The sequence below is a fragment of the Streptomyces xanthochromogenes genome (genome assembly GCF_014650455.1).
Taxonomy (GTDB): Bacteria; Actinomycetota; Actinomycetes; order Streptomycetales; family Streptomycetaceae; genus Streptomyces; species Streptomyces xanthochromogenes.
Genome location: NZ_BMUZ01000001.1, coordinates 85,132 through 108,876, shown reverse-complemented (window position 1 = coordinate 108,876; position 23,745 = coordinate 85,132). Strand labels below are relative to the sequence as shown.

Genomic DNA, 23,745 nt, shown 5'->3' with positions numbered 1-23,745 from the left:
TTACTCCTCGGTTCGCTTAGAACAGCACCTTGGCCAGGGAGAGGGCTCCCTGCCGCCACGGTTCGACACTGGTGACGCCCTGCCCCTTGGCCGGGGCGCTCTTCGTCCGTTGCTGCTCGCGCCACCAGGCGTAGGTGCGCAGGATCGCGTCCTGGTTGGAGTGGCGCGGGCTGAAGCCGAGCTGCTCGCGGGCCCGCTCGGTGCTCACGTACGAGTCGTCGAGCAGCTTGTGCAGCAGCCGCCCGTAGACCGGCGAGAGGCGGGTGCGCTGCAGGGCGCTGAGCGCGGCGAGCGCGGGCCTGGCGGGCAGCGAGCGGACCCGCTTGCCGTGTCCGGCCGCGTCGAGCACGGCCTGGAAGTCCTCGCGCAGGGTGCCGAACCGTGTCGCGCCCAGGTTGAAGGTGCCGTCGGCGCGTTCGGCCGGCGCCTCCATCGCGGTGACGACCGCGTCCACCAGGTCGTCCACGTCGAACATCTGAATGCGGACGTCGCCCTTGCCCAGGACGGGGAAGTGGCGTCCCTCCTCGGCCCATTCGAAGAGCATCGCGAACAGGCCCATGCGGCCGGGCCCGAGGAACGTCTTGGGCCGCAGGATCGGCAGGCACATCTCGCGGCCCCGGAACCGCTCGGCCACCTCCTCCGCCTGCGCCTTGGCGGCGCTGTAGGCGTCGACCGGCTCGCGCGGGTACTCCTCGGGGGTGGGCACCACCTTGGGCAGCCCGTACACGGCCGTCGACGATATGTGCACGAAGCGCGGTACGCCGTTGGCCTCGGCCGCGCCGAGCACCGACTCGGTGCCGCCGACTATCACCGAGCGGATCTGGTCGGCCGGGTAGCTGGGCAGCGCGGCCGCGCAGTGCACCACCACGTCCGCTTCGGCCGTCGCGCGCTTCATGGCGACGGCGTCCCGTACGTCCGTGACCGTGTGGGTGAGGCGGTCGTGCGTGGTGCCCGGCGCCCGCAGGTCCACGCAGTGCACCTCGTGCCCGTCGGCGAGCAGCCGGCGCACGAGCGTCGAACCGAGCATCCCGGCGCCGCCGGTCACTACTGTCCTGGTCACCACAGCGACGACACCTTCTCCTTGACGAAACGGGTGAGCAGACGCGGCAGGCCCTGCGCGAGGGTGGCGTCCAGGGACTCCAGGAAGTACTCGACCTCGTGGTCCTCGGTGATCAGCGAGGGGGCCGCCATCAGCGGGTTGTCGCCGTTGAGCGTGTAGTAGGCGTAGATGCCGTGGTCGCGGTAGAGCGCGTTGACCACCGAGGACGTGATCAGCTTGGTGCGGAAGCGCGGGTCCTTGGTCATCGCGCCCGGCACCAGCTTGGTCGCGAGCTCCAGGATCTTGGGCCCCTTGTGCAGGAACACCCCGTGCAGCGCGCCCGCGCCGCGCACCTCGGACACCACGTCCGGGTGCTCCTTGGCGATGCGCTCCAGGCCGGGCCCGAGGATGCGCTCGATGGCCCGGGCCCGGGCCGGATAGTCGTCCTCCACCGCGATGTTGACCGCCTCTATGGCGGTGACCGCCTCCTCGCCGAAGCCGTAGTAGGTGGTGCTGGTCGACTGGAGCAGGGCGTCCGTCAGGTTGTCGTAGGCCTTGCGGAAGACCGGCTCGCGGGCGATGAACGCCGAGATGGAGGACTTGCCGCCGCCGAACGACTTGGAGGTGGTGAGGATGTCGGGGACCAGGCCCTCGTAGCGCATGAAGTAGAAGAGGCTGCCGGTCTTGCCCCAGCCGGTGTAGATCTCGTCGAAGAGCAGCACGATGTTCTCGCGGGTGCACAACTCCCGCAGCCCGCGCAGGAATTCCTCCGAGCACTCGTTCATGGTGGAGGCGCTCAGCGGTTCGATCAGGATGCAGTAGACGTCCGAATCGCCCGTGGCGGTACGGGACTTGGCGACCTCGCGCTGCACGGCTGCCAGGTCCCCGTACGGGAAGACGCCGACGCCGGGGATGCCGGGGAACTGGAAGGTGGACTGGTTCTGCCCGGTCAGACTGCCCGAGCCGAGCAGCTTGCCGTGGAAGCTGATGTCGGCCCGCAGCACCCGGGAGCGGCGCCCGCCGTGGTACTTGTACGCCAGCTTGACCGCGCCCTCGACCGCCTCCGCACCGGAGTTGGGGAAGAACGACATGTTCAGGTCGCCGGGCAGCAGCTCGGCGAGGTTGTGGCCGAGGGCGGCGATGTAGGGCGAGAAGTAGGTCTTGTGGACCTCCATCCGCCGCTCGTCCTGGAAGCGGCGGCGGGCCGCGAGGATGCGGGGGTGGTTGTGGCCGTGGTTGAGCACCCCGACCCCGCCGGTGAAGTCCAGGACGCGGCGGCCGTCGCGCTGGTGGATGTAGGCGCCCTCGGCGCGCTCGACGAGCTCCTGGCCGAAGCCGAAGGACGTCATGAGCGAGACCTGGCTGCGGTTGACGTGGTCCTTGTACAGGCCGTGGACCTGCTTGGTGGTCAGCGACTCGCAGTCGTCGACGGAGTACAGCTGGGGCATGGGGATCGGTCCCTCTTCGTGGAGGTTCTTGGGGTTGGTGGGGTGCGTGAGGTGCATGGAGCTGTGCGGCGGTGGGCGGTCAGGCGGACGCGGCCAGGGCGGCGGGCCGGCCGGAGGTCCGGGTGAGGAGCAGCGCGGCCCCGCCGACCAGGACCTCGCTCAGGGTGCAGACGACCCGGCTCGCCACGGCCGCCGCGGCGGCGGCCTGCCAGGGCAGCACCGCGGAGAGCGCGAGCATCAGGACGGCCTCGCGGGCGCCCCAGCCGTCCGGCAGGACGACCACCAGGCTCGCGGCGGCGGTGGCGAGCGCGAACCCGCCCACGCACACCGGCAGGGCCTTGGCGGCGGGCGCGCCCAGCATCACGGCCAGCGCCCACAGATGCAGCCCGGACACCGCCCAGGACGCTGCCGCCGAGGCCATCGCCCGGCGCATCCCCGCATCGCTCGCGGTGGCGGTCGGAGCGGGGCGCCGCGCGAGCCTGGCACCCAGCGCGGCAAGGGAGTTGATGAGCCCGGGCCGGGCGGCACAGGCGACGGTGACCGCGACCGGGAGCAGCAGCCACCAGGCGTCGCCGCCCAGCGTCCAGGGCGCCGCGACCGGGCCGATGGTGAGGCCGGTGAGGACGGCCGCCATCAGGTTGAGCAGGAACACGGCGACGACCACCGGCCCCGGAACGCCCACCGCGCGGCCCATCCTGACCTGGGCGAGCACCCCCCACACCGCGCCGGGCAGGTACTTGCTGAGGAAGGACGTGAAGAAGATCCGGGTGGCGACCGGGCCCGGAATCCTCGGGCCGAGATCGCCGAGCAGGGTGCGCCAGGTGGCCATGGACAGGAGCACGGCGCCCGCGTTGGCGGCGAGCGCGCCGAGCAGATAGGGCACGGCGCCGGGGCGTACCACCAGGTCGGCCAGGTCGCCGATCCGGTCGTGCAGGGCGAAGCCGATGCCGGTGGCGACGGCGAGCGGGAACAGGACGGGCACGGCCCGGCGCAGCGGGCCCCGCGGGGCGGCCGGGGCGAGTTCGGCGGCCGTCATGACGCGGTGTGGACGAAGAGGGCGGAACCGCCGACCAGAGCGGACCACAGCAGCGCGTTGGACACCGTGACGCGGTCCCGGAACAGGGCCCGGGACGGGTTGCCGCCGCCGGAGTCGACCATGAGCAGCTGGAGGTAGCGGGCGAGCCCGAACAGGGCGAACGGCGCGGTGAGCATCGCGACGGCGGTGCCGTGGTGCCCGAAGATCGCGCTGCCCTGTACCTGGAGCACATAGCTGATGGCGGTCAACACGGCCGCGAAGCCCAGGAGTTGGTCGAGGAAGCCGACCGTGTAGCCGCGCAGCGCCGGCCGGTGCAGCACGCCGCCCACGGTCATCTCGTGGCGCCGCTTGCCGAGGATCAGCATCAGACACAGCGAGAACACGCACAGCGCCAGCCAGTTGGGCACGGGCGAGGACGCGGCGAGCGCGCCCTGCACGAGTCTGAGGACGAAGCCGAGCGCGACGATGAAGACGTCGAGCAGCGGCACGTGCTTGAGACCCCTGCTGTAGGCCACGTTGAGGCCGAGGTAGGCGACGATCGGCCACCAGGCGGCGACCGGGGTCACACCGAGCAGCGCACAGCCGGTGACGGCCGCGCCGAGCAGCACGACGATTACCGCGGCGAAGGCGATGGCGGTGCCCACCCCGACCCTTCCCGCGGCGATGGGGCGGTTGCGCTTCTGCGGATGGCTGCGGTCCCGGTCCCGGTCGCTGATGTCGTTGACCAGGTAGACGAGCGCGGAGGCCAGGGTGAACGCGAGGACGGCCGCGGCGGCGCCGCCGAGCAGCTGCCCGGCCGGGCGCTGCGCGCCGAGCAGTCCGAACGGCACCACCACCAGGTTCTTGGACCACTGGCCGGGCCGGACGAGGGAGAGGAGGTCACGGAGGAGGCTGGGAGGCCGGGCCTGCTGGGTGCGGGCCGGCTGCTGGGCGAGCGTGGGGCCGAGAGTGGCCATGGACAGGCTCCAGTTGCTGACGGGCGGTGGCGGGGGACACCGGGTGGGGAGGCGAACGTGGCGCGCGGGGCGGTTGCTCACCTGCGGCCGGTGGCGGGGGCCGGGGCGCGGCGGCGCAGGGTGGGCCCGAAGTCCGGTTCGGTGAGCCAGCGCACGACCCCGCGGGCCGCACCGAGCACCAGGGCCAGGTGCAGCACGAAGTGGACGCCGGTGAACCACAGGAGGAACCCGGGTCCCTTGGTGCGCAGCACGAACCGGCTGAGTCCCGGGTCGGCGCAGGCGAAGAGCAGGACGCACAGGGCGGGCACGAGCAGCAGCCACGGCGACAGGAGGCCGAGCAGCAGCGTGGGCGGCGCGAGGGCCGCGGCGAGCACGCCGAGCGGCCGGTTGGCGCTGAGCCCGCCCGCCCGCATCTGGCCGACGGCCGCGACCAGGAGCTGGGAGCGGCGGTACTGCTCGGTCAGCATGGGCCCGAGCCGGTCGACGTCGTCGTGCCGCCCGGTGACGGTCTCCGACATCCGGATGCGGTACTTCTCGACGAGCCGGCCGCTGTACTCGACGTCCTCCGAATCGCGCAGGTTCTCGTCGAACGGGCCGATCTCCTCGAAGACGTGCTTCCAGATCGCGCCGAGCGCGAAGAACGCGGTGCGCACCTCACCGGCGCCGCGGCGGCGCCAGAAGTGGGCGTGCAGGGCGTGGTAGCGCTCGACGGGGCCGTCGTCGAAGAGCGGTTCGGGGTCGAGCACCCCGTGCACACAGCCGAGCCCGGGGTCGTCCAGGAGCTGGTCGACGGCGTTCGCCAGGGCGTCCGGGGCGAGCGCGGTGTCGGAGTCGAGGAAGAACAGGACCTCGCCACGGGCGGCCGCCGCACCGAGGTTGCGGGCGGCGGACACGCCCCCGTTGCGCGGGCTCGCGATGAGCACGCAGGGGAATTCCCGTGCGATGTCGCGTGACCGGTCGGTGCTCGCGTCGTCGACGACGATGACGTCGAGCGGCGCGCAGGTCTGGGCGAACACCGATTCCAGACAGGCCCGCAGGGTCTTCTCGTAATTGAAATTGGGGATGATGACGGACACGCTCGGGCGGGCCCTGGGCATGGCGATTCCATTTCCGGAGTACGGGGGTGCGGAAGTACGGGGACGCCTGTTTTCCGGAGCGCCGGCGATTTCGGCGGTGTCGGAGGCGTCAGAAGTGTCAGAGGAGCCTGAAGTCCGTGATGTGGAAGCGGGCGAACTCCGGCGACGCGTCGAGCAGTCGTGCGCAGATGTCCAGGGCGCGGCTCACGGCCTCGCTCTCGTCCGGACCCGTGAGGTAGAGGGCCAGCCGGATCGACTGCCCGATGATCAGCGCGCGGGCCGGCCCCTCGTGGCCACGGGGCGCGCCGATGCGCCGGAGCGTTTCGATCACCTGTGACTTCGTCGGGGGTTCCGCGTCGTCCCCGGCAGCGGCGGTCATCGAAATGCCGACGAGGTAGATGGGTCAGCCCCAGGAGAATCCGTCGCCGGAGTCACCGGACGGGACGGGCGCGGGGGCGGTGGTGGTGGCGGGGTCGGCGATCTGGTGGGCCGGTGCCGAGGTGTTTCCCTGTGCGGTCAGTACGAAAGCGACCGAGGCGGCGACCGGAAGGAGCAGGGCCGCGATCGAACGGAATCTGGCGCGCATGAGGACCACCTTTTGGTGAGGGGATTCGTCAGGAGTTTGTGCGGATCGGATTTCCTTTGGCGAGATCAAGACTGGCCGACGCCGGCCCGGGTGTCATCGGAAAGCGGGTGGCCACAACCGCCCGGCAGGACGGTGCCAGCACGGTCCGCCCCGTCCGGCGCCGCGGCCCCCGGGCTCAGCAGGGGTTCTGTCCACGCGGCACCTTGCTGCCAGGCACAACGTGCCGGAGTCCGGCTTGAGTTGGAGCCGAGGGTTCCGAAACGCCGAACGGCCACGCCCCGATGGGCGTGGCCGTTTCCGGTGGTTCCTGGCGCGTTCGCTCAGTCGGTCGGGCGCTTGAGGCGGGCCACGAACTTGTACCGGTCGCCCCGGTAGACCGAGCGCACCCACTCCACCGGCTCGCCCTGGCCGTCGAGCGAGTGCCGCGACAGCATCAGCATCGGCAGGCCCACGTCGGTGCCGAGCAGGCCGGCCTCGCGCGGGGTGGCGAGCGAGGTCTCGATGGTCTCCTCGGCCTCCGCGAGGTGCACCCCGTACACCTCGGCGAGCGCGGTGTAGAGAGAGGTGTACTTCACCAGGGAGCGGCGCAGCGCCGGGAAGCGCTTGGCGGACAGGTGCGTGGTCTCGATGGCCATCGGCTCGCCGCTCGCCAGCCGCAGCCGCTCGATGCGCAGCACCCGGCCGCCCGCGCCGATGTCGAGCAGCCCGGCGAGGGTGTCGTCGGCGGTGACGTATCCGATGTCCAGGAGCTGGGAGGTCGGCTCAAGGCCCTGGGCCCTCATGTCCTCGGTGTACGAGGAGAGTTGGAGCGGCTGGGAGACCTTGGGCTTGGCGACGAAGGTGCCCTTGCCCTGGATGCGTTCGAGGCGGCCCTCGACGACCAGTTCCTGCAGGGCCTGGCGCACGGTGGTGCGCGAGGTGTCGAACTCGGCGGCCAGCGTCCGCTCGGGCGGCACCGGGGTGCCGGGCGGCAGGGTTTCCGTCATCTCCAGCAAGTGGCGCTTGAGGCGGTAGTACTTGGGCACGCGAGCGGTCCGGGCGCCGGCGCCCGCCTCCGTCTCGCTCCCGCCCGCGTCGGCGGCCATGGTCTGCCTTCCCGAGTGCTGCGCTGCTGCCGTCACCGGCTCCTCCGTCTGTCGCGGCTCACATGGTGGCACGGACCGGTCACGGGTCGTCGCCCTCCGTCAGGGTGTCGGTCCGGGAACGCGATCGACAAGCCCTTCTTATACACCGCCGCGCGGCGGACGTGCGGGGAAGTGTGCAAGTTGGTCTAAACCATTAAAGCCCAGCCGGCCCTGCGGGGCAGCCCGAGGTGGGAGTGATCGGGCGCGTGGGGGCGGAGTTGAGGGGCGTCCGGGGCGGTGAGGTGTCGGTCCGATAACGGACGGTCTCAGCGTTCTTATCGACTCTTGACACCCCAATAGGTCTAGGCCAAGCTCCCGGTACTGGTCTAAACCATTAAAGACCAGATCCCAGCCCCACGGGCAGTACTCGTCGTATGTGGCATCGCGGTGGGCGGGGGGTTTCAGTCATCCCTGAGGAGAGTGGCGTGAAGCGCAAGCTCATCGCGGCGATCGGCGTCGCGGGCATCATGATCGGTGCCGCGGCATGTGGCGGCAGTGACAAGAAGGACGGCGCCGCGGGGGGCGACGCCAAGGAGCTGACGGTCTGGCTCACGGTCGACGCCCAGAAGAACTGGCCCGAGCTGGTGAAGGCGGCGGACGACGCGATCGTCGCCAAGCACCCGGGCCTGAAGATCAACCACGAGTACTACGGCTGGCCGGACAAGAACGCCAAGCTCGACGCCGTCCTCGCCACCGACAAGGCGCCGGACGTCGTGGAGATGGGCAACACCGAGATGCTCGCCTACTCGGTCAAGGGCGCCTTCGCCGAGGTGGACCCGTCGAAGTTCGACAACTCCGCCGCCTGGCTCGACGGCCTCAAGGCATCGGTCACGTACAACGGCAAGACCTACGGTGTCCCCTACTACGCCGGTGGCCGCACGGCGACCTGGCGCAAGGACATCGCCGCGGACTCGGGCATCACCGCGACGCCGAAGACCTACACCGAGCTGACCGCCGACCTGGACAAGATCCAGGCCAAGCAGGGCGACAAGTTCAGCGCCTGGTACCAGCCCACCCGTGACTGGTACGCGGCCATGTCCTTCGTCTACGACGCCGGCGGCTCCATCGCCAAGCAGGACGGCGACAAGTTCAAGGCCAACCTGTCCTCGCCGGAGTCCATCAAGGGCCTCACCGAGTTCAAGAACGTCGTCGACAAGTACATGAAGGGCGACAAGACCAAGGACGAGGCGGACCGCCCGATCGTCTACGGCCAGGGCAAGTCGGCCCTCGTCTTCAGCCCGGCCTGGGAGGGCGCCAACGCCGCCCTGCCGGAGAACGACAAGGTCGGCAAGCTCGCCGACAAGATCGAGTCCTTCGTGATGCCGGCCCCGTCCGGCAAGGCCATGCCGGTCTTCCTCGGCGGCTCGGACCTCGCGGTCCCGGTCAAGTCCAAGGCGCAGGCGCTCGCGGCCGAGTGGATCAACGCGTTCACCGGCACCCAGGGCCAGAAGGGCCTGGTCGCCAAGGGCAACCTGCCCAACAACAAGACGGACCTCGCACCGCTGAAGGCCGACCCGAAGACGGCCGTCCCGGCCACCGCGGCCGAGTCCAGCTGGTTCGTCCCGATGGCGCCGGGCTGGGGCCAGGTCGAGAAGGCCAAGACCCTCCAGGACATGCTGCAGGCCATCGGCACCGGTAAGAAGACGGTCGAGGCCGCCGCGAAGGACGCGGACGCCGCGATCGACAAGGTCATCAACACCAAGTGACCTTTGGGCAGGGCCCCGTCACGGTGACGGGGCCCTGCCTGGCCAGTTCCAGAGAGGGATCACCAGGAGCGCGCGATGAGTGCCGCAGAGACAACCACCGCCAAGGTGCCGCCGGCGCGGCGCGACCCACTACCGGGTGCTGGATCCGGTCATCCCGGCAAGCCGGGGAAGAAGCGCGGCACGGGCGGGGGAGCGGCGGTGCCCTGGGCACTGCTGGCGCCCTGCCTGATCGTCCTCGCGATCGTCCTCGGATATCCGCTGGTACGGCTCGTCACCCTGTCCTTCGAGAAGTTCGGGCAGCCGCAGCTGTGGGGCTTCCAGGCCGCGGAGTCGGTCGGCCTCGACAACTTCACCAACGTCCTCGGCGACAGCGAGTTCTGGCACGTCGTCGTACGCACCATCGTCTTCGCCGCCACCGCGGTCGTCCTGACCATGGTCATCGGCATGCTCATAGCCCTGCTGCTCCAGCGGGTGTCGGGCTGGGTCAAGACCCTCATCAACATTGCCCTGGTGGCGAGTTGGGGCATGCCCATCGTCGTCGCGATCACCATCTTCAAGTGGATGTTCGACAGCGACTACGGCGTGCTGAACTGGCTGCTCAGCCAGCTGCCCGGGGTCGACGTCACCGGACACAACTGGTTCATCAGCAGCACCCAGGGCCTCGCCGTGATCATGCTGCTCGTGGTCTGGGGCGCGGTGCCGTTCGTGGTCATCACCCTGAGCGCCGGACTCACCCAGGTCCCCAAGGAACTGGAAGAGGCCGCGCGGCTCGACGGCGCCGGCTCCTGGGGCGTGTTCCGGCACGTCACGCTGCCGATCCTCAAGCCCATCATCGTGATGCTCGCGACGCTCTCGGTGATCTGGGACATGGGAGTCTTCCCGCAGGTCTTCGTGATGCGCGGCGGCCACCCCGAGCCGGAGTACCAGCTCCTCACCACGTACTCGTACGACAAGGCCTTCGTCGTCAACGACTACTCGCAGGGCTCCGCGATCGCCCTGCTCACCGTGCTCCTGCTGCTCGGTGTGATCGCGGTGTACATGCGCCAGATGCTCAAGATCGGGGACGTCGAGTGAGCATCGCGAACGGACAGGACGGAGTAACGATGGCTGCCTCGACCGCTACGGCGCCCGCCGCGCTGCGTGCCAAGCCCGCCCGCAAGAAGACCAAGCTCGGCTGGAACCTGCTCGGCCTGCTCGTCTTCGTCACCGCGGGCTTCCCGGTCTACTGGATGCTGAACACCGCGTTCAAGCCCGCCAAGGACGCGATCGACCCCGACCCGCACCTGTTCCCCACGAACGTCACGCTCGACAACTTCAAGCGGGCGCTGCAGATCGGCGACTTCTGGGGATCGATCGGCCGGTCCGTGATCGTCTCGGTCGTCGTGGTCCTGATCGGCATCGCGGTCGGCCTGCTCGCGGCCCTCGCCATCTCCCGGTTCGCCTTCCGCGGCCGCAAGATCGTCATCATCGGCATCCTCGCGGTCCAGATGGTGCCGCTGGTCGCCATGATCATCCCGGTCTTCCTGCTGCTCAACGACCTCGGTCAGTACGACAAGCTCTCGGGCCTGATCATCACGTACCTGACCTTCATCCTCCCCTTCACGGTGTGGACGCTGCGCGGTTTCATCGTCAACGTCCCGAAGGAGCTGGAGGAGGCGGCCATGGTCGACGGCTGCACCCGCACCGGCGCCTTCATCCGCGTGGTCTTCCCGCTGCTCGCCCCCGGCATGGTGGCCACCTCGGTCTACGGTTTCATCCAGGCCTGGAACGAGTACCTCTACGCCCTCATGCTGATGAGCCAGAATCATCAGACGGCAACCGTGTGGCTCTCCAACTTCACCACCCAGCACGGCACCGAGTACGCCCCGATGATGGCCGGATCGACCATGATGGCCGTCCCCATCGTGATTCTCTTCCTCCTCGTCCAGCGCAAGATGGCCGCGGGTCTGACGGCCGGCGCAGTGAAGGGATAACCCCGCCCCATGACGACTATGACCACGGGTTCCGACACTCTGACCCGCGACGCCCTCGCCGTGCTCCAGCCCGGGTTCGTCGGCACCACCGCGCCGGACTGGCTGCTGCGCCGCATCGGCGAAGGCCTGGCCTCCGTCGGCCTGTTCGGCCGCAACATCGTCTCGGCCCCCCAAGTGGCGGCGCTGACCGCCCAGTTGAGGGCCGAGCGGGACGACCTCCTGGTGGCCATCGACGAGGAGGGCGGTGACGTCACCCGCATAGAGGTGCGCACCGGCTCCTCCTTCCCCGGCAACCTGGCGCTCGGCGCGGTCGACGACCTGGACCTGACCCGCGAGGTGGCCCGTGAACTGGGCCGCCGGCTCGCCGAGTGCGGCGTCAACCTGAACTGGGCGCCGTCCGCGGACGTGAACTCCAACCCGGACAACCCGATCATCGGCGTGCGGGCCTTCGGGGCCGACACCGGCCTGGTGGCCCGGCACACGGCCGCCTACATCGAGGGCCTCCAGGCGTCCGGCGTCGCCGCCTGCACCAAGCACTTCCCCGGCCACGGCGACACCAACGTCGACTCGCACCACGCGATGCCCCGCATCGACGTCGACCTCGACACGCTGCACGCCCGTGAGCTGGTGCCTTTCCGCGCCGCGATCGCCGCGGGTTCCAAGTCGGTCATGAGTGCGCATATCCTTCTTCCCGCGCTCGACCCCGCCCGTCCCGCCACGCTCAGCCCGCGCATCCTCACCGGACTGCTGCGCGAGGAGCTCGGCTACGACGGGCTGATCGTCTCGGACGCGGTGGAAATGCAGGCCATCGCCGGGACGGTCGGCATCGAGCGGGGCTCGGTCCTCGCGATCGCGGCGGGCGCCGACGCGCTGTGCGTCGGCGGCGGCCTGTGCGACGAGGGCACCGTACTGCGGCTGCGCGACGCGCTGGTCACGGCGGTACGGGAAGGCGAGCTGGCCGAGGAACGCCTGGCCGACGCTGCCGCACGGGTCCGTGCGCTCGCCGCGTGGGCCCAGCGGGTCAGGGGGGACGTGACGGCGCCGGGCGCGGCGGTGCAGGAGGGGACCGCGCCCGGCACCGGCATCGCCACCGACATCGGCCTGGTGGCCGCGCGCCGGGCGGCCAAGGTCACCGCGTCGCCGTCGTGGAGCCCGCTGGCGCAGGCTCCCTACGTGGCCACGTTCACGCCCGTCATGAACATCGCGGTGAGCAGCGAGACCCCCTGGAGCATCGGCGCCGAACTCGACGGGCTGCTGCCCGGCACCGAGAGCGGCACCTACGGCACGGACGCCACCGCGGCCGACGTGCTCGCGGCCGCGGGGGCGCGCCGCATCGTCGCGGTGGTCCGCGACGAGCACCGCCACCCGTGGATGGCGGCGGCCCTGGACGCGCTGCTCGCCGCGCGCCCGGACACCGTCGTGGTCGAGATGGGCGTGCCGCGTGCGACCCCGCGCGGCGCTCTGCACATTGCCACGCACGGCGCGGCGCGGGTGTGCGGACGGGCGGCGGCGGAGGTCATCGCGGGAGTCTGACGCATCCCACCGATCACGTGGCGGGGTGACGGCCGGCGGGCCGTCACCCCGCCACGTTTGCATGTGCGGGTATCGCCAAGGCCGCGTGGAGAAGGTGTACGAACGGGCCGATTTCCGATGTCCGCGAGGGCCGATCTGCGCCGGACGCCGGAGGCGGGAACTCCGCTTGACCCGCTCGGAGGGCTCTCAACTGGGTCCTCTCGACGTCTACTTGACAGTACGTATCCCCTGCGTGTCCGGTGCGTGAACTCACCCCTTTTGTGCCGCGCACCCCGTCAACTTGGGGCTTGACACCGGAAGTTGGTCTAGTCCACCTTGGAGGTACGCAAGATCGGTGCAGGTGTCCTCGGCTCATGAGCGGCACCGGGTCCAAGGAGGTGGCAACCCCGGCTCAGTCTTCGTGGAGACGTATGCGCTCCACCGGTTGACCGGCCGGCGCGACGATGCGCCGATCTCGCCAACTCCGGTCGCCCCGCGCCTATTTGCCCTCGCAATGCCAGCCGAGAACCGGTCGGCGCAGGACCGTGCCGAGGGCGCCCGCATCGCCCGGCACCCCGAGCGCCCCCGGCCCCGGACGGCCGCAAGCCGCGTACCGGACGCGAGCACCCCGCCTGCCGAACCCATCCGCCACAGCGCTTCGCTGCCGACCGTGACCTCACCCGGCCCGCGCGATCCGCTCCGGCGGCCGCACCCTTCCCGCCCCCGCCCTCGCCCCCGTCTCTCGGCACGCCCGCGCCCGGGCCGACCCCCCTGTGCCGCCCGGGGACCCAGCCACCGGCCATCCCGACCCTGGAGTGATCGCATGACGGCCCCCGACCGATATCTGTTCCGCGCCGCATCGGACGTCCCCTACTTCAGCTCGGACGGCGGCGAGACCTACCTCGCCCGCACCCCGCTGCGCGACATCCGGAAGTCCCGCCCGCTGCGCGTCCTGTCCGAGGAGGACTTCGCGTTCTGGCAGACGTACGGCTATGTCGTCGTGAAGGAGGCGATCCCGGCCGAGGCCGCCCGGCGCCTGCTCGACTTCACCTGGGACTTCCAGGGTCTGGACCCCGAGCGGCCCGAGACCTGGTACTCCGACGACCGGGAGTTCGCCACCGAGCTCGAACAGCACCTGCACGTCTACGGGTTCGTCGAGGCCTACCACCACCAGCTCCTGTGGGACAGCCGCCAGGCGCAGCGGGTCTACGACGCGTTCGCCGACGTGTGGGACTGCGAGGAGCTCTGGGTCACCCTCGACCGGCTCAACCTGAACCCGCCCAACGTCAGGGACCGCGACCGCGCGCTGATCGAACCCACCGACAAGGGCTTCGACATCGAGCTGCACTGGGACGTCGACACCACGCTCGGCGTGCTCCCGCAGCGCGTCCAGGGGATCATCGCGCTCAACGACACCCAGGACGACCACGGCGGGTTCCAGTGTTCGCCCGAGCTGTTCCGCCGCTTCGACGAGTGGCGGATCGGGCAGCCCGTCGACCGCGACCCCATCAGGCCCGGCGCCGACCGTTCCGAGTTCCCCGTCGTCCGGCCCGAGCTCAAGGCCGGCGACCTGCTGATCTGGAACGGCCTGCTCGCGCACGGCGTGGCCCGGAACACCTCTGACAACGGTGTCCGCGCGGTCCAGTACCTCTCGATGATGCCCGCCCTGGAGTCGGACCAGGAGGTGCGCAAGTCCCGCGTCGAATCCTGGCGCAGCCTCAGCACCCCGGACTGGAACAAGACGCTGGTCGGCGACGCCCGGCGGCACGAATCCCTCAGGTATCCCACCGCCACCCTGAACGACCTCGGCGCGAAGCTGCTCGGCCTCGAATCCTGGCACGGGCAGGACGCGGCCGAGCAGGACACCGAGCGGCCGACCGGAGACCAGTCATGCGCGCAATCTGCCTGACCCTGCCCACCAACCGGCCCTGCGCCGCGACGATCACGGCGCTCGGCGAAGAGGCCGCGTACGCCGTCGAGCACTTCGACGTCGAGGTCCACCTCCTCGTCCTGGACTCCTGTGCGGAGCCGATACGCGCCGAACACGCCGCCGCGATAGGCAAGTTGACGCGCCACGAGCGGATCGTCGTGCACCACTTCGACGAGGCGCGACAGCGGGACTTCCTCCAGCGCGTCATCGAGCGTGCCGGGGTCACCAAGCCCGATCTGCTGCTCGACCTGATGCTGCCGGCCGAGGTGTCGTACGGGGCCTGCACCAACCGCGCCTTCCTCATCGCGAGCGCGCTCGGCTGCGCCTCGGTGCACCGGCGCGACTCCGACAGCGTCTACCAGCTCCTGGACGGCGAGCCCGTCTATCCCGTCCACCACGAGCTCCTCTCGCTCGGCAAGCGCGCGGTGGACGCCGTGCCCGACGTGACCCGCACCCGGCTCGACCCGGCCGACATCCACAAGCCGGTCGCCATGGTGGGCAGTTCCTTCGTGGGCGAGCTGTCGGTGGACATCGGCGAGATACGCGACCTGGACCCGGCCCTCTACTACGAGGTCGTCGGCCTGTGGGCCGAGGAAGGGGCGACCGCCGAGGAGCGGCGCGAGCTGGTCGACGAGTCGTTCGTCGGCGCCGGCACCGACCCGTTCACGCACGACGAGTCCACCCTCGGCACCCCCGACATCTGGCGCATCGACATGTGCAACATCGGCCTCCACCACGAGGTCTACGAGCGGGTGCCGCTGCCGCCCGCGACCAACACCATCGGCAGTGACTACTTCCTGCTGCACCTGGTCCGCGACGCGACGCTGCCCGGTGTGGTGCACAACCGGAACATCGTGAACTACTACACCCCCGAGCGCCGGACGGGCCCCGGGTTCACCGCCTACCAGCTGCGGTTCACCAAGTTCCTGCTGTCGATGCTCTACCTCTACCCCGTCTACACGGCGATGGAGGAGGCCCGCGGGGCGCTGCTCGACGAGAACCACCACGTACGCGCCGCCACCATCGCCGAGCTCGCCGGACGCAGCACGGGCGCGGACCGGGCCGAGAACGTCCGCAGGCTCGACGTCGTCGACCGCTGTTACCGCGAACTGGGCGGCAAATACGCCGAGTTCGCGGACCACATCCTGCCGCTGCGCGAGCGACTGCTCGACGAGGCGCAGGCCGACATGGAGGACTTCGCGCTGCTCATCGAGGCGTGGGGCGCGCTGGTGACGGCGAGCAGATCCGAGAGCCCGGCCCGGGGTGTCGACGATGCCTGAGAGCGCGGCCCTCGGAGCGGCCCTGGCCGCCGCCACGGACGACCGGATCTTCTTCGACCTCACCGGCATCGAGGCCCAGTACGCGGCGCTGCTGCGGGAACTGCCCGGCGTCTCGGTCCGCTTCGCCATGAAGGCGTGCCCGGTGGACGAGGTGCTCGCCGCGCTGGGTCGCCAGGGCGCGGGCTTCGACGCGGCCAGCCCGCGCGAGATCGAGCAGGCGCTCGGCACGGGCGTGCCGGCCGAGCGCATCCACTACGGCAACACGATCAAGTCGGACGAGAACATCGCCGACGCCTACCGTCTGGGTATCCGCGACTTCGCGACCGACAGCGTCGAGGATGTCACGGCGATCGCTCAACACGCCCCCGGATCCCGGGTGTTCTGCCGCCTGGCCACCAGCGGCGAGGGCGCACTGTGGGGCCTCAGCCAGAAGTTCGGCTGCTCGGCCGACGACGCGGTACGCGTCCTTGAAGCGGCACGCGACGCCGGCCTGACCGCGGCGGGCCTGTCCGTGCACGTCGGCTCGCAGCAGATGACGGCGGAGGCCTGGCAGGGCGCGATCGACGATCTCGTGGACCTGGTCGCGGTCCTGGGCGGCCGCGGCATCCTGCTCGACCACATCAACCTCGGCGGCGGCCTGCCCGCACTCGGCTGCCTCGACAAGCACGGCCGGCCGCTGGAGCCGCCGCTGGACAAGATGTTCGCCGTGCTCCGCGAGGGCATGCACCGCCTGCGCGAGGCGTCGCCGTCGCCGCTGACCTTCCTCATGGAGCCCGGCCGCCACCTGGTCGCCGACCACGGCGCCATCCGGGCCCGTGTCTCCCGCCTCTCCAGCCGCCGCCGGCACGACGGCGAGCGGCAGCACTGGCTCTACCTGAGCTGCGGCAAGTTCAACGGCCTGTACGAGATGGACGAGCTGCAGTACCGCCTGGAGTTCCCGGGCCACACCGAGGGCCCCCGCGTCCCGGCCGTGATCGCGGGCCCCACGTGCGACAGCGACGACGCCTACGACCACGAGTCCGGACTCGTCCCGGTGCCCGCCGCGGCGGCCTCCGGCGATCCGGTCTGGATCCACTCCTGCGGCGCGTACGCCGTCGGCTACACCACCCAGGGCTTCAACGGTTTCGACCCGCTGCCCTACACCTGCATCGGAGGTGCGGAGCGGATGCCTCCGTCGAACACCGGGCTGCTTCCGGACACGGATGTCCTCATCCGCCCGCTGGCCGAGCGCGACTGGGACGCGATCGTGTCCCTGGAAGCGGACGCCTACACCGAGGACGGCCTGTCCGAGGGCCGCGAGGCCCTCAAGTCCCGTCATTTCGAGGGCACTTGCTTCGTCATCGAGGAGTCCGGCCGGGTCGGCGGGTACCTCCTGGCGCTGCCCTACCCGCCCTTCGCCAGCCCGGACCTGAGCCGCGCGGAGGAGTCGGGCCACCCCTCCCCGAACCTGCACGCGCACGACCTCGTCATCGCCGAGGACCTGCGCGGGCGCGGGCTCGGCCCCCGCCTGCTCACCCATCTCCTGAACACGGCAAGGGAGTTGGGCTACGAGCAGATCTCCCTGGTGGCCGTCAGAGGGGCCCACGTCCTGTGGGCCCAGCTGGGCTACCGCGCCCATCCCGAGGTCGAGCTGCCGGAGAGCTACGGCACGAACGCGATGTACATGTCCATGGAAGTAGGCTGAAACCCGCATGTATCGCCTTCGCGATGAATACCGGCGGTCACAAGTGGCGATCGCGGCGCTGTTCTGCTGTCTCGGTTTCCAGTACGCCACGTGGGTCTCGCGGATTCCCGCGCTGAAGACGAGGCTCGACCTGTCCGAGGCGGAGCTGGGCCTGCTCCTGATGGTCTGCGGGGCCGGGGCCGCCGTCTCCTTCCCGCTGGTGGCGGTCCTGACCAGGCGGTTCGGCTCGCGCCGGCTCGCGGTCGGGTCCGCCCTCGCGCTCGGGGCGGTCCTGCTCGCCCTGTCGGTCACGCCGAACTATCCGGTGACCCTGCTGATCGCCTGCTGCGACGGGGTCGCGGTCGGCTGCCTGAACGTCGCGATGAACGCGCAGGCGGCGGCGCTTGAGGTCAAGTACCGGCGGACGACGATGGCGAAGATGCACGCGACGTTCAGCGCCGGCTCGCTGTTCGCCGCGCTGCTCGCCTCGGGCGTCACCTCGCTGTCCTCGGCCCTGCCGGCCCACTTCGTCACGGCGACGGCGTTGCTCGCGGTGCTGGTGCTCGGCGCGAGCGGGGGCCTGCTGTCGGAGGACCAAACCCCTGCACAGGAGGCGCAGTTGGGGGACGCGGAGCCGACCGCGAAGCAGCGGAAGGGCCTGACCCTTCCGACCCGGGTGACGATCTGGATGGGTCTGGCGATGGCGTTCGGCACCGTGACCGAGGGTGCCATGAACGACTGGTCGGCGCTCTATCTGAGGGACACGGCGGGCGCGGCGGCCCAGCTGGCTCCGCTGGGCATCGCCGTGGTGTCCGTGATGATGGTCCTGGCCCGGCTCTTCGCCGACGGCTGGCGCACGAAGTGGGGCGACGAGCGGATCGTGCGGATCGGCAGCGTGCTGGCCGGCACGGGGCTCGCGCTGGCCCTGCTGGCCGGCGGGGTGGTTCCGGCGCTGCTCGGCTTCGCCTGCGTCGGGCTCGGCATCGCGGCGGTGACGCCGTGCGTGTACGTGGCCGCGGCCCGCCAGGGTTCGGACGCGCTGGCCCTGGTGGCCGCGATGGGCACGACGGGGCTGCTCGGCGGGCCCGCGGTGATCGGCTTCATCGCGAACGGCACGAGTCTGGCGTGGGGGATGGGGGCGGTGGCGGGCTCGGCCCTGATCGTCGCCCTGTGCAGCACCCGGATCCGCTTCCCGGTCCTGACCAACGCGTAGCGGCTCCGCCGGTCCGCGGTTCCGGGCACGTGTTCCGCGTCCCCGCTTCGCCCGCGGCCCGTGCCGGACCCTTCGCGCGGTTCCTCGCGCCCCTGGGGTGTGCCGGGTTCGTGGTTCGTGTGCGGTCCGCCGTGGGTTGTTCGCGCAGTTCCCCGCGCCCCTGGGGTGTTCGGTGTCGCGGTTCGTCTGCGGCCCGCCGTGGGCCGGCCGCGCAGTTCCCCGCGCCCCTAGGAGGCCGCGAGCACCCCGCACGTCAAGTGCGCCCTGAAGGGGCGCGAGGAACTGCGCGATCGGCCACGCACGGTCTGCGGGTGACGGCGGGTTTTGAGGGGCGCGGGGAACTGCGCGATCGGCCACGCACGGTCTGCGGGTGACGGCGGGTTTTGAGGGGCGCGGGGAACTGCGCGATCGGCCACGCACGGTCTGCGGGTGACGGCGGGTTTTCAGGGGCGCGGGGAACTGCGCGATCGGCCCCCGCGGTCCGCGGACGAAAGCGGGTTCAGGGGCGTGAGGAACCGCGCGAGCAGCTGTGCGCGGGGTGCGGATGAACCCGGGGTCCGGGGGCGCGGGGCCGCGGCGTGGGCGGCCCCGCGCTCGGGGCGGCTAGAGGCCCTGCCACACGGGCTTGTTGGTGAAGGTGTGCCGGAAGTACGGCGCAAGCTTCAGCTTGGACGCCGCGGCCTCGTCCACGACAACCGTCGCATGCTGGTGCAGCTGAAGCGCCGACGCCGGCACCACCGCGGCGACGGGCCCCTCGACGGTCTGCGCGACCGCCTCGGCCTTGCCCTCACCCGTGGCGAGCAGCACCAGGTGCCGGGCCTCCAGGATCGTGCCGATGCCCTGGGTGATCACGTGGTGCGGCACCTGATCGATGTCGTCGTCGAAGAAGCGCGCGTTGTCGACCCGGGTCTGCTCGGTGAGCGTCTTGATCCGGGTGCGGGAGGCGAGCGACGAGCAGGGCTCGTTGAAGCCGATGTGCCCGTCGGTGCCGATGCCCAGGATCTGGAGGTCGACCCCGCCGGCCGAGGCCAGCGCCAGGTCGTACGCCTCGCACGCCGCCTGGACGTCCTCGGCGGAGCCGTCCGGCCCGATGAAGGAGTCCGCGCCGAGCCCGAGCGGCTCGACGACCTGACGGATGACGGTGGCGCGGTAGGACTCGGGGTGCCCGGCCGGCAGCCCGACGTACTCGTCGAGCTGGCACACGCGCGCCCGCGAGACGTCCACGTCACCCGCGGAGACCTTCGCGGTCAGCGCGTCGTAGATCGGAATCGGGGTCGAGCCGGTGGCCACGCCGAGCAGCGCGTCGGGCTTGCGGCGCCACAGGGCGGCGATCGACTCCGCGATGAGCTCGCCGCCTGCCTTGGCGTCCGGGACGATGACAACTTCCACGTGGGCCTGCCGATCTGGAGACGTGAAACTACAACGGGCGTGGTATAGACCAATCTAGCAGAGTGGCGGCCCTGGGGCGCCGGCTCGCGCCTGCTCCCATGGTCGGCCGCCCGGGTTGCCGGAACGCATACGGAGACGGCCATTCGGAGGCACCGCACATGTCGGGGCGGCCGGGGACCAAGGGGTGGAACGGGCGGTGCGGAGGGTTGCGGCAGGCGGGCGGGAGCGGAATATTGCGGGGTGCAGACGGATGGACATGGCAGAATGGTCTAGTCCACAATGAACACACCGAGCTTCCGCCCACCCCGCACAGGCGGGCGGGACCGAGGCCCCGGCGCTCTCTGCCCTGACCGCGCCGTGACCTCTCTTGAGGGCCGGAGGGACCGCACACCCGCCGGCCGGCAACCGGGCTGCGGTGCCCGGACGGGCTGAGGGTCCCGTCCTGGCGCCGCGGCCCGCAGTCATTTTTTGTCGTTGTACGCAGGTACGCTCACAGCGTGCCCTCCATGAACGACCTCGTACGCCAGCACACCGCTCTGAGTGAGTCCGACCTCGAGTGGCTCCATCTGCTGGTCTCGGAGTGGCAGCTGCTCTCCGACCTCTCCTTCGCCGACCTCGTCCTGTGGGTGCCGACGCTGGACGGCACCCGCTATGTGTCGGTCGCGCAGATGCGGCCCAACACCGGCCCCACCTCCTACCAGGACGACATGGTCGGCCATCTGGTCCCGCGCGGCCGGCGGCCGCTGCTCGACGCCGCGCTCGACGAGGGCCGCATCGTGCGCGAGGGCGACCCGGAGTGGCGCGAGGAGGTCCCGGTCCGCGTCGAGTCGATCCCGGTGCGCCGGGAGGGGCGCGTCCTCGGCGTCATCGCCCGCAACACCAACCTGCTCACCGTGCGTACGCCTTCGCGCCTGGAGCTCACCTACCTCCAGTCCGCGTCCGACCTCGCGCAGATGATCGCCGCCGGGTCCTTCCCGTTCCCCGGCCAGCAGGTCGACATGGATGCTTCGCCGCGTGCCGGTGACGGTCTGCTCCGGCTGGACGCGGACGGCATCGTCCAGTACGCCTCGCCCAACGCGCTGTCCGCCTACCACCGACTCGGCCTCGCCTCCGACCTCGTCGGCCAGCACCTCGGCCAGCTGACCTCCGACCTCGCGCCGGCCCGCGGCCCGGTCGACGAGGCCATCGTCAAGCTCGCCAGCGGATACGCGCCGCGGGAGGCGGAGGTCGAGGGCAACGGCGGGGTGATCCAGCTGCGCGCCATCCCGCTGAAGCCGAAGGGCACGCGCATCGGCTCTCTCGTGCTGCTGCGCGACGTGACCGAACTGCGCCGCCGCGAGCGGGAGTTGATCACCAAGGACGCGACCATCCGGGAGATCCACCACCGGGTGAAGAACAACCTCCAGACGGTCGCGGCCCTGCTCCGCCTCCAGGCCCGCCGGATGGACTCCGACCAGGGCCGCGAGGCGCTCAACGAGGCGGTCCGGCGCGTCGGTTCGATCGCGATCGTGCACGAGACGCTCTCGCAGAACCTGGACGAGCGCGTCGAGTTCGACGAGATCGCCGACCGGGTCCTCGCCATGGTGGCCGAGATCTCGCCCGGCAAGGTCAACTGCCGCCGCACCGGCCGCTTCGGCATACTCGACGCCGAGGTCGCGACCCCGCTGGCCATGGTCCTGACCGAGGTGCTGCAGAACGCCCTTGAGCATGCGTTCGCGCCGGGGGAGCAGGGTTCGGTGGAGGTGTCGGCGCTGCGCGGCGGCACCCGGGAGGAGGCCCGGCTGCTGATCACCGTGCGGGACGACGGCCGGGGGCTGCCCGAGGGATTCGACGCCCAGCGCACCGGCAACCTGGGTCTGCAGATCGTACGGACGCTGGTGGAAGGGGAGTTGGGCGGAAGCTTCGACATGGTGCCGGCGCCCGACCGCGGCACGAAGGTCGTGCTCGACGTCCCGGTGGGCCCCGAGAAGTAGCGGGTACCCCACGCCCCACGGCGTACACCCACCGGCGCATGCGCATCGCCCCACGCGCGTCGGCGCAGGCAACACATCGGCGTAGCCGCATCGGTGCTCACGCGTCCCTGCGGGCACACAGCAGCGAGCCCCGAACCATGAGACACGGTTCGGGGCTCGAATGCTGTGGGTTACTGCTGCGCGCTGCGGCTCGGGGGGCGGTGAGTGCGTACGCTCTGTACGCGCCGCGCGTTGCTAAGGCGGGAAGTGGGGGCTCAGGCGGTCGCGTTGCGCGCCCGGTTGCGAGCGGCACGGCGCTTCATCGCGCGGCGCTCGTCCTCGCTGAGGCCACCCCAGACGCCGGAGTCCTGGCCGGACTCAAGCGCCCACTGCAGGCACTGCTCCATGACGGGGCAGCGGCGGCAGACGGCCTTGGCTTCCTCGATCTGCAGCAGCGCAGGACCGGTGTTGCCGATGGGGAAGAACAGCTCGGGGTCTTCCTCACGACAAACGGCGTTGTGACGCCAGTCCATGGCTGCTACCTCTCTTGGTGTTACGTGCAGGGGTGCTTGTGAATGTGAACGCTTTCACGAATCCCTCAACAAGGGAAGGGCCATCTTCCAGTTGGACTGGTGGTGGTCCTTGATTGAGGAGGGGTTCTGGCTTTCAGTGGAGGCCGGTGTTGCGGGCCGTCCCGATCGCCATGTAGAGATTCGCAAACCTCGGCGGCGGATACAACCCCTTCAGGAAAGTTTTTTTGGATTCCTCGGTGTCGACTGGGTCACAGTCGTACTTCCATGGGGTGGATGCCAGCCTAAACGTTCGAGTGAAAGGACTTTAGGCCCTTCCACTCACACAATCACACGCAGTGCACGGCGTACGCCTGTGAACGCCACGCTCGTACGCAGACCAAGGTGGTCGCCGTCCATCTGGAAGGGGAGCGGGGCCTTGGAATGCAAGGTGAAGTCGGTCAGGTCGTGCAGTGATACGGCGTGCTTGCCGTGCGGACCCCGATCGGGGGTCGAAGTGAGCAGCTGAGTGGCATAGCGGGTCGCCGAGGGCGTGGTCATCTTCGTCAGGGCCAGCACGTCCAGGGCCGCCTCGAAGGAGGCCTCGGGGGACGCGTACAGCGGACGATTGCCCAGGTAGGTATAGGGAGAGGTGTTGCAGACTATCGAGAGGACAAGATCCTCGACGGGCTCGGCGCCGGGCCGCTCCAGCGTGATCTGACCGTGTCTGCGGTGGGGCTCGCCGAAGAACTGGCGGGCCACCTGGCGCAAATAGAGCGCGTGTGTGGAGCGCTTGCCGCGCTCCCTCTGCTGTTCGACCCGGCCGACCACACCCGCGTCGAATCCGAACCCGGCACAGAAAGTGAACCAGCGTTCCGGGACGCCCTCGTCGATGCTGCCGGCCACCCCGGAGGCGAGCCCCAGGCTCACCGTGCGGCTGCGGTTCTCGCGCAGCGCGTCGAGAATGACACCGGTCGACTCCACAGCGTCATTGGGCAGACCGAGCGCCCGCGCGAACACATTCGTCGAACCGCCGGGAACCACGGCGAATTCGGGGAGTTCGGGGCTCGGCCCGTTGTGCAGCAGACCGTTCACGACCTCGTTGACCGTGCCGTCGCCGCCGAGCGCCACGACGAGATCGATGTCACTGCTCTCGGCGGCCCGTCGGCCGAGGTCCTTCGCGTGCCCGCGGTACTCGGTGGTGACTGCCTCCAGCTTCATCTCGCTGGCCAGCGCGTGGATCAGGACGTCACGCGTGCGCGCACTGGTGGTGGTAGCCGCCGGGTTGACCACGAGAAGTGCACGCATGGGCGCCAGACTACCTACCGGGGGGTACCGGGGCGCACCTGGGCC

The 23,745-nt window shown here is 70.5% G+C and carries 20 protein-coding genes and 1 pseudogene; 10 read left to right on the top strand and 11 right to left on the bottom strand.

Features of this window, described 5'->3' with window-relative positions:
* Window positions 1–16: 16 nt before the first annotated feature.
* From IE267_RS00500 to IE267_RS00465, 8 genes are all read right to left on the bottom strand, one after another.
* A complete protein-coding gene (locus tag IE267_RS00500; protein WP_189761847.1) occupies window positions 17–1,063 on the bottom strand; it encodes an NAD-dependent epimerase/dehydratase family protein in 1,047 nt (348 codons plus the stop codon).
* Window positions 1,057–2,487 (bottom strand): aspartate aminotransferase family protein, encoded by a 1,431-nt coding sequence (locus IE267_RS00495; protein ID WP_189761846.1) that lies wholly within the window; start codon window positions 2,485–2,487, stop codon window positions 1,057–1,059. The genes IE267_RS00500 and IE267_RS00495 overlap by 7 nt, the downstream gene beginning before the upstream one ends.
* 79 nt (window positions 2,488–2,566) lie before the next feature.
* Window positions 2,567–3,523 carry a lysylphosphatidylglycerol synthase domain-containing protein gene (locus tag IE267_RS00490; RefSeq protein ID WP_161251805.1) on the bottom strand — a complete coding sequence of 319 codons (957 nt, stop codon included), beginning with the start codon at window positions 3,521–3,523 and terminating at the stop codon, window positions 2,567–2,569.
* Window positions 3,520–4,479: a UbiA prenyltransferase family protein gene (locus IE267_RS00485; protein WP_167157058.1), complete on the bottom strand. Its 960-nt coding sequence runs from the start codon at window positions 4,477–4,479 to the stop codon at window positions 3,520–3,522. The genes IE267_RS00490 and IE267_RS00485 overlap by 4 nt, the downstream gene beginning before the upstream one ends.
* 77 nt (window positions 4,480–4,556) lie before the next feature.
* Window positions 4,557–5,576: a glycosyltransferase family 2 protein gene (locus IE267_RS00480; protein ID WP_189761845.1), complete on the bottom strand. Its 1,020-nt coding sequence runs from the start codon at window positions 5,574–5,576 to the stop codon at window positions 4,557–4,559.
* A gap of 97 nt (window positions 5,577–5,673) precedes the next feature.
* A complete protein-coding gene (locus IE267_RS00475) occupies window positions 5,674–5,886 on the bottom strand; it encodes a hypothetical protein (RefSeq protein ID WP_161255052.1) in 213 nt (70 codons plus the stop codon).
* A gap of 72 nt (window positions 5,887–5,958) precedes the next feature.
* A complete protein-coding gene (locus IE267_RS00470; RefSeq protein ID WP_189761844.1) occupies window positions 5,959–6,141 on the bottom strand; it encodes a hypothetical protein in 183 nt (60 codons plus the stop codon).
* A gap of 320 nt (window positions 6,142–6,461) precedes the next feature.
* Window positions 6,462–7,226: a GntR family transcriptional regulator gene (locus IE267_RS00465; RefSeq protein WP_161255071.1), complete on the bottom strand. Its 765-nt coding sequence runs from the start codon at window positions 7,224–7,226 to the stop codon at window positions 6,462–6,464.
* Between the two features lie 464 nt (window positions 7,227–7,690).
* Between IE267_RS00465 and IE267_RS00460 the strand changes: the two genes are divergently transcribed.
* From IE267_RS00460 to IE267_RS00425, 9 genes and pseudogenes are all read left to right on the top strand, one after another.
* Window positions 7,691–8,971, top strand: a complete 1,281-nt coding sequence (locus IE267_RS00460; protein WP_167157052.1) for an extracellular solute-binding protein — start codon at window positions 7,691–7,693, stop codon at window positions 8,969–8,971.
* A 75-nt stretch (window positions 8,972–9,046) separates the two neighbouring features.
* Window positions 9,047–10,045: a carbohydrate ABC transporter permease gene (locus IE267_RS00455; protein ID WP_189761843.1), complete on the top strand. Its 999-nt coding sequence runs from the start codon at window positions 9,047–9,049 to the stop codon at window positions 10,043–10,045.
* 29 nt (window positions 10,046–10,074) lie between these two features.
* Window positions 10,075–10,944, top strand: coding sequence for a carbohydrate ABC transporter permease (locus IE267_RS00450; RefSeq protein ID WP_167157047.1), 870 nt, complete (start codon window positions 10,075–10,077; stop codon window positions 10,942–10,944).
* Window positions 10,945–10,953: 9 nt separating this feature from the next.
* Window positions 10,954–12,477 carry a glycoside hydrolase family 3 protein gene (locus IE267_RS00445; protein ID WP_189761842.1) on the top strand — a complete coding sequence of 508 codons (1,524 nt, stop codon included), beginning with the start codon at window positions 10,954–10,956 and terminating at the stop codon, window positions 12,475–12,477.
* Window positions 12,478–13,279: 802 nt separating this feature from the next.
* Window positions 13,280–14,365, top strand: a complete 1,086-nt coding sequence (locus tag IE267_RS00440) for a phytanoyl-CoA dioxygenase family protein (protein WP_189761841.1) — start codon at window positions 13,280–13,282, stop codon at window positions 14,363–14,365.
* A complete protein-coding gene (locus IE267_RS00435) occupies window positions 14,347–15,666 on the top strand; it encodes a DUF6271 family protein (RefSeq protein WP_189761840.1) in 1,320 nt (439 codons plus the stop codon). The genes IE267_RS00440 and IE267_RS00435 overlap by 19 nt, the downstream gene beginning before the upstream one ends.
* Window positions 15,659–16,831 (top strand): annotated as a pseudogene (locus IE267_RS00430) (type III PLP-dependent enzyme); the annotation flags it as partial. The gene IE267_RS00435 and the pseudogene IE267_RS00430, both read left to right, overlap by 8 nt.
* Complete coding sequence (locus tag IE267_RS39355; RefSeq protein WP_229860628.1) at window positions 16,832–17,350, top strand: GNAT family N-acetyltransferase; 519 nt, start codon at window positions 16,832–16,834, stop codon at window positions 17,348–17,350.
* A 7-nt stretch (window positions 17,351–17,357) separates the two neighbouring features.
* On the top strand, window positions 17,358–18,542 hold the full coding sequence (locus tag IE267_RS00425) for an MFS transporter (RefSeq protein ID WP_167157037.1): 1,185 nt from the start codon (window positions 17,358–17,360) through the stop codon (window positions 18,540–18,542).
* Between the two features lie 603 nt (window positions 18,543–19,145).
* Here the strand turns inward: IE267_RS00425 and nagB are convergent.
* Window positions 19,146–19,931, bottom strand: a complete 786-nt coding sequence (gene nagB / locus IE267_RS00420) for a glucosamine-6-phosphate deaminase (RefSeq protein ID WP_161258172.1) — start codon at window positions 19,929–19,931, stop codon at window positions 19,146–19,148.
* Between the two features lie 506 nt (window positions 19,932–20,437).
* Between nagB and IE267_RS00415 the strand changes: the two genes are divergently transcribed.
* Window positions 20,438–21,904: a sensor histidine kinase gene (locus IE267_RS00415; RefSeq protein ID WP_161258192.1), complete on the top strand. Its 1,467-nt coding sequence runs from the start codon at window positions 20,438–20,440 to the stop codon at window positions 21,902–21,904.
* Between the two features lie 254 nt (window positions 21,905–22,158).
* Here the strand turns inward: IE267_RS00415 and IE267_RS00410 are convergent, their stop codons facing one another.
* Window positions 22,159–22,416 (bottom strand): WhiB family transcriptional regulator, encoded by a 258-nt coding sequence (locus IE267_RS00410; RefSeq protein WP_004937597.1) that lies wholly within the window; start codon window positions 22,414–22,416, stop codon window positions 22,159–22,161.
* 318 nt (window positions 22,417–22,734) lie between these two features.
* A complete protein-coding gene (locus IE267_RS00405; protein WP_161258175.1) occupies window positions 22,735–23,700 on the bottom strand; it encodes a diacylglycerol/lipid kinase family protein in 966 nt (321 codons plus the stop codon).
* Between the last annotated feature and the right edge of the window lie 45 nt (window positions 23,701–23,745).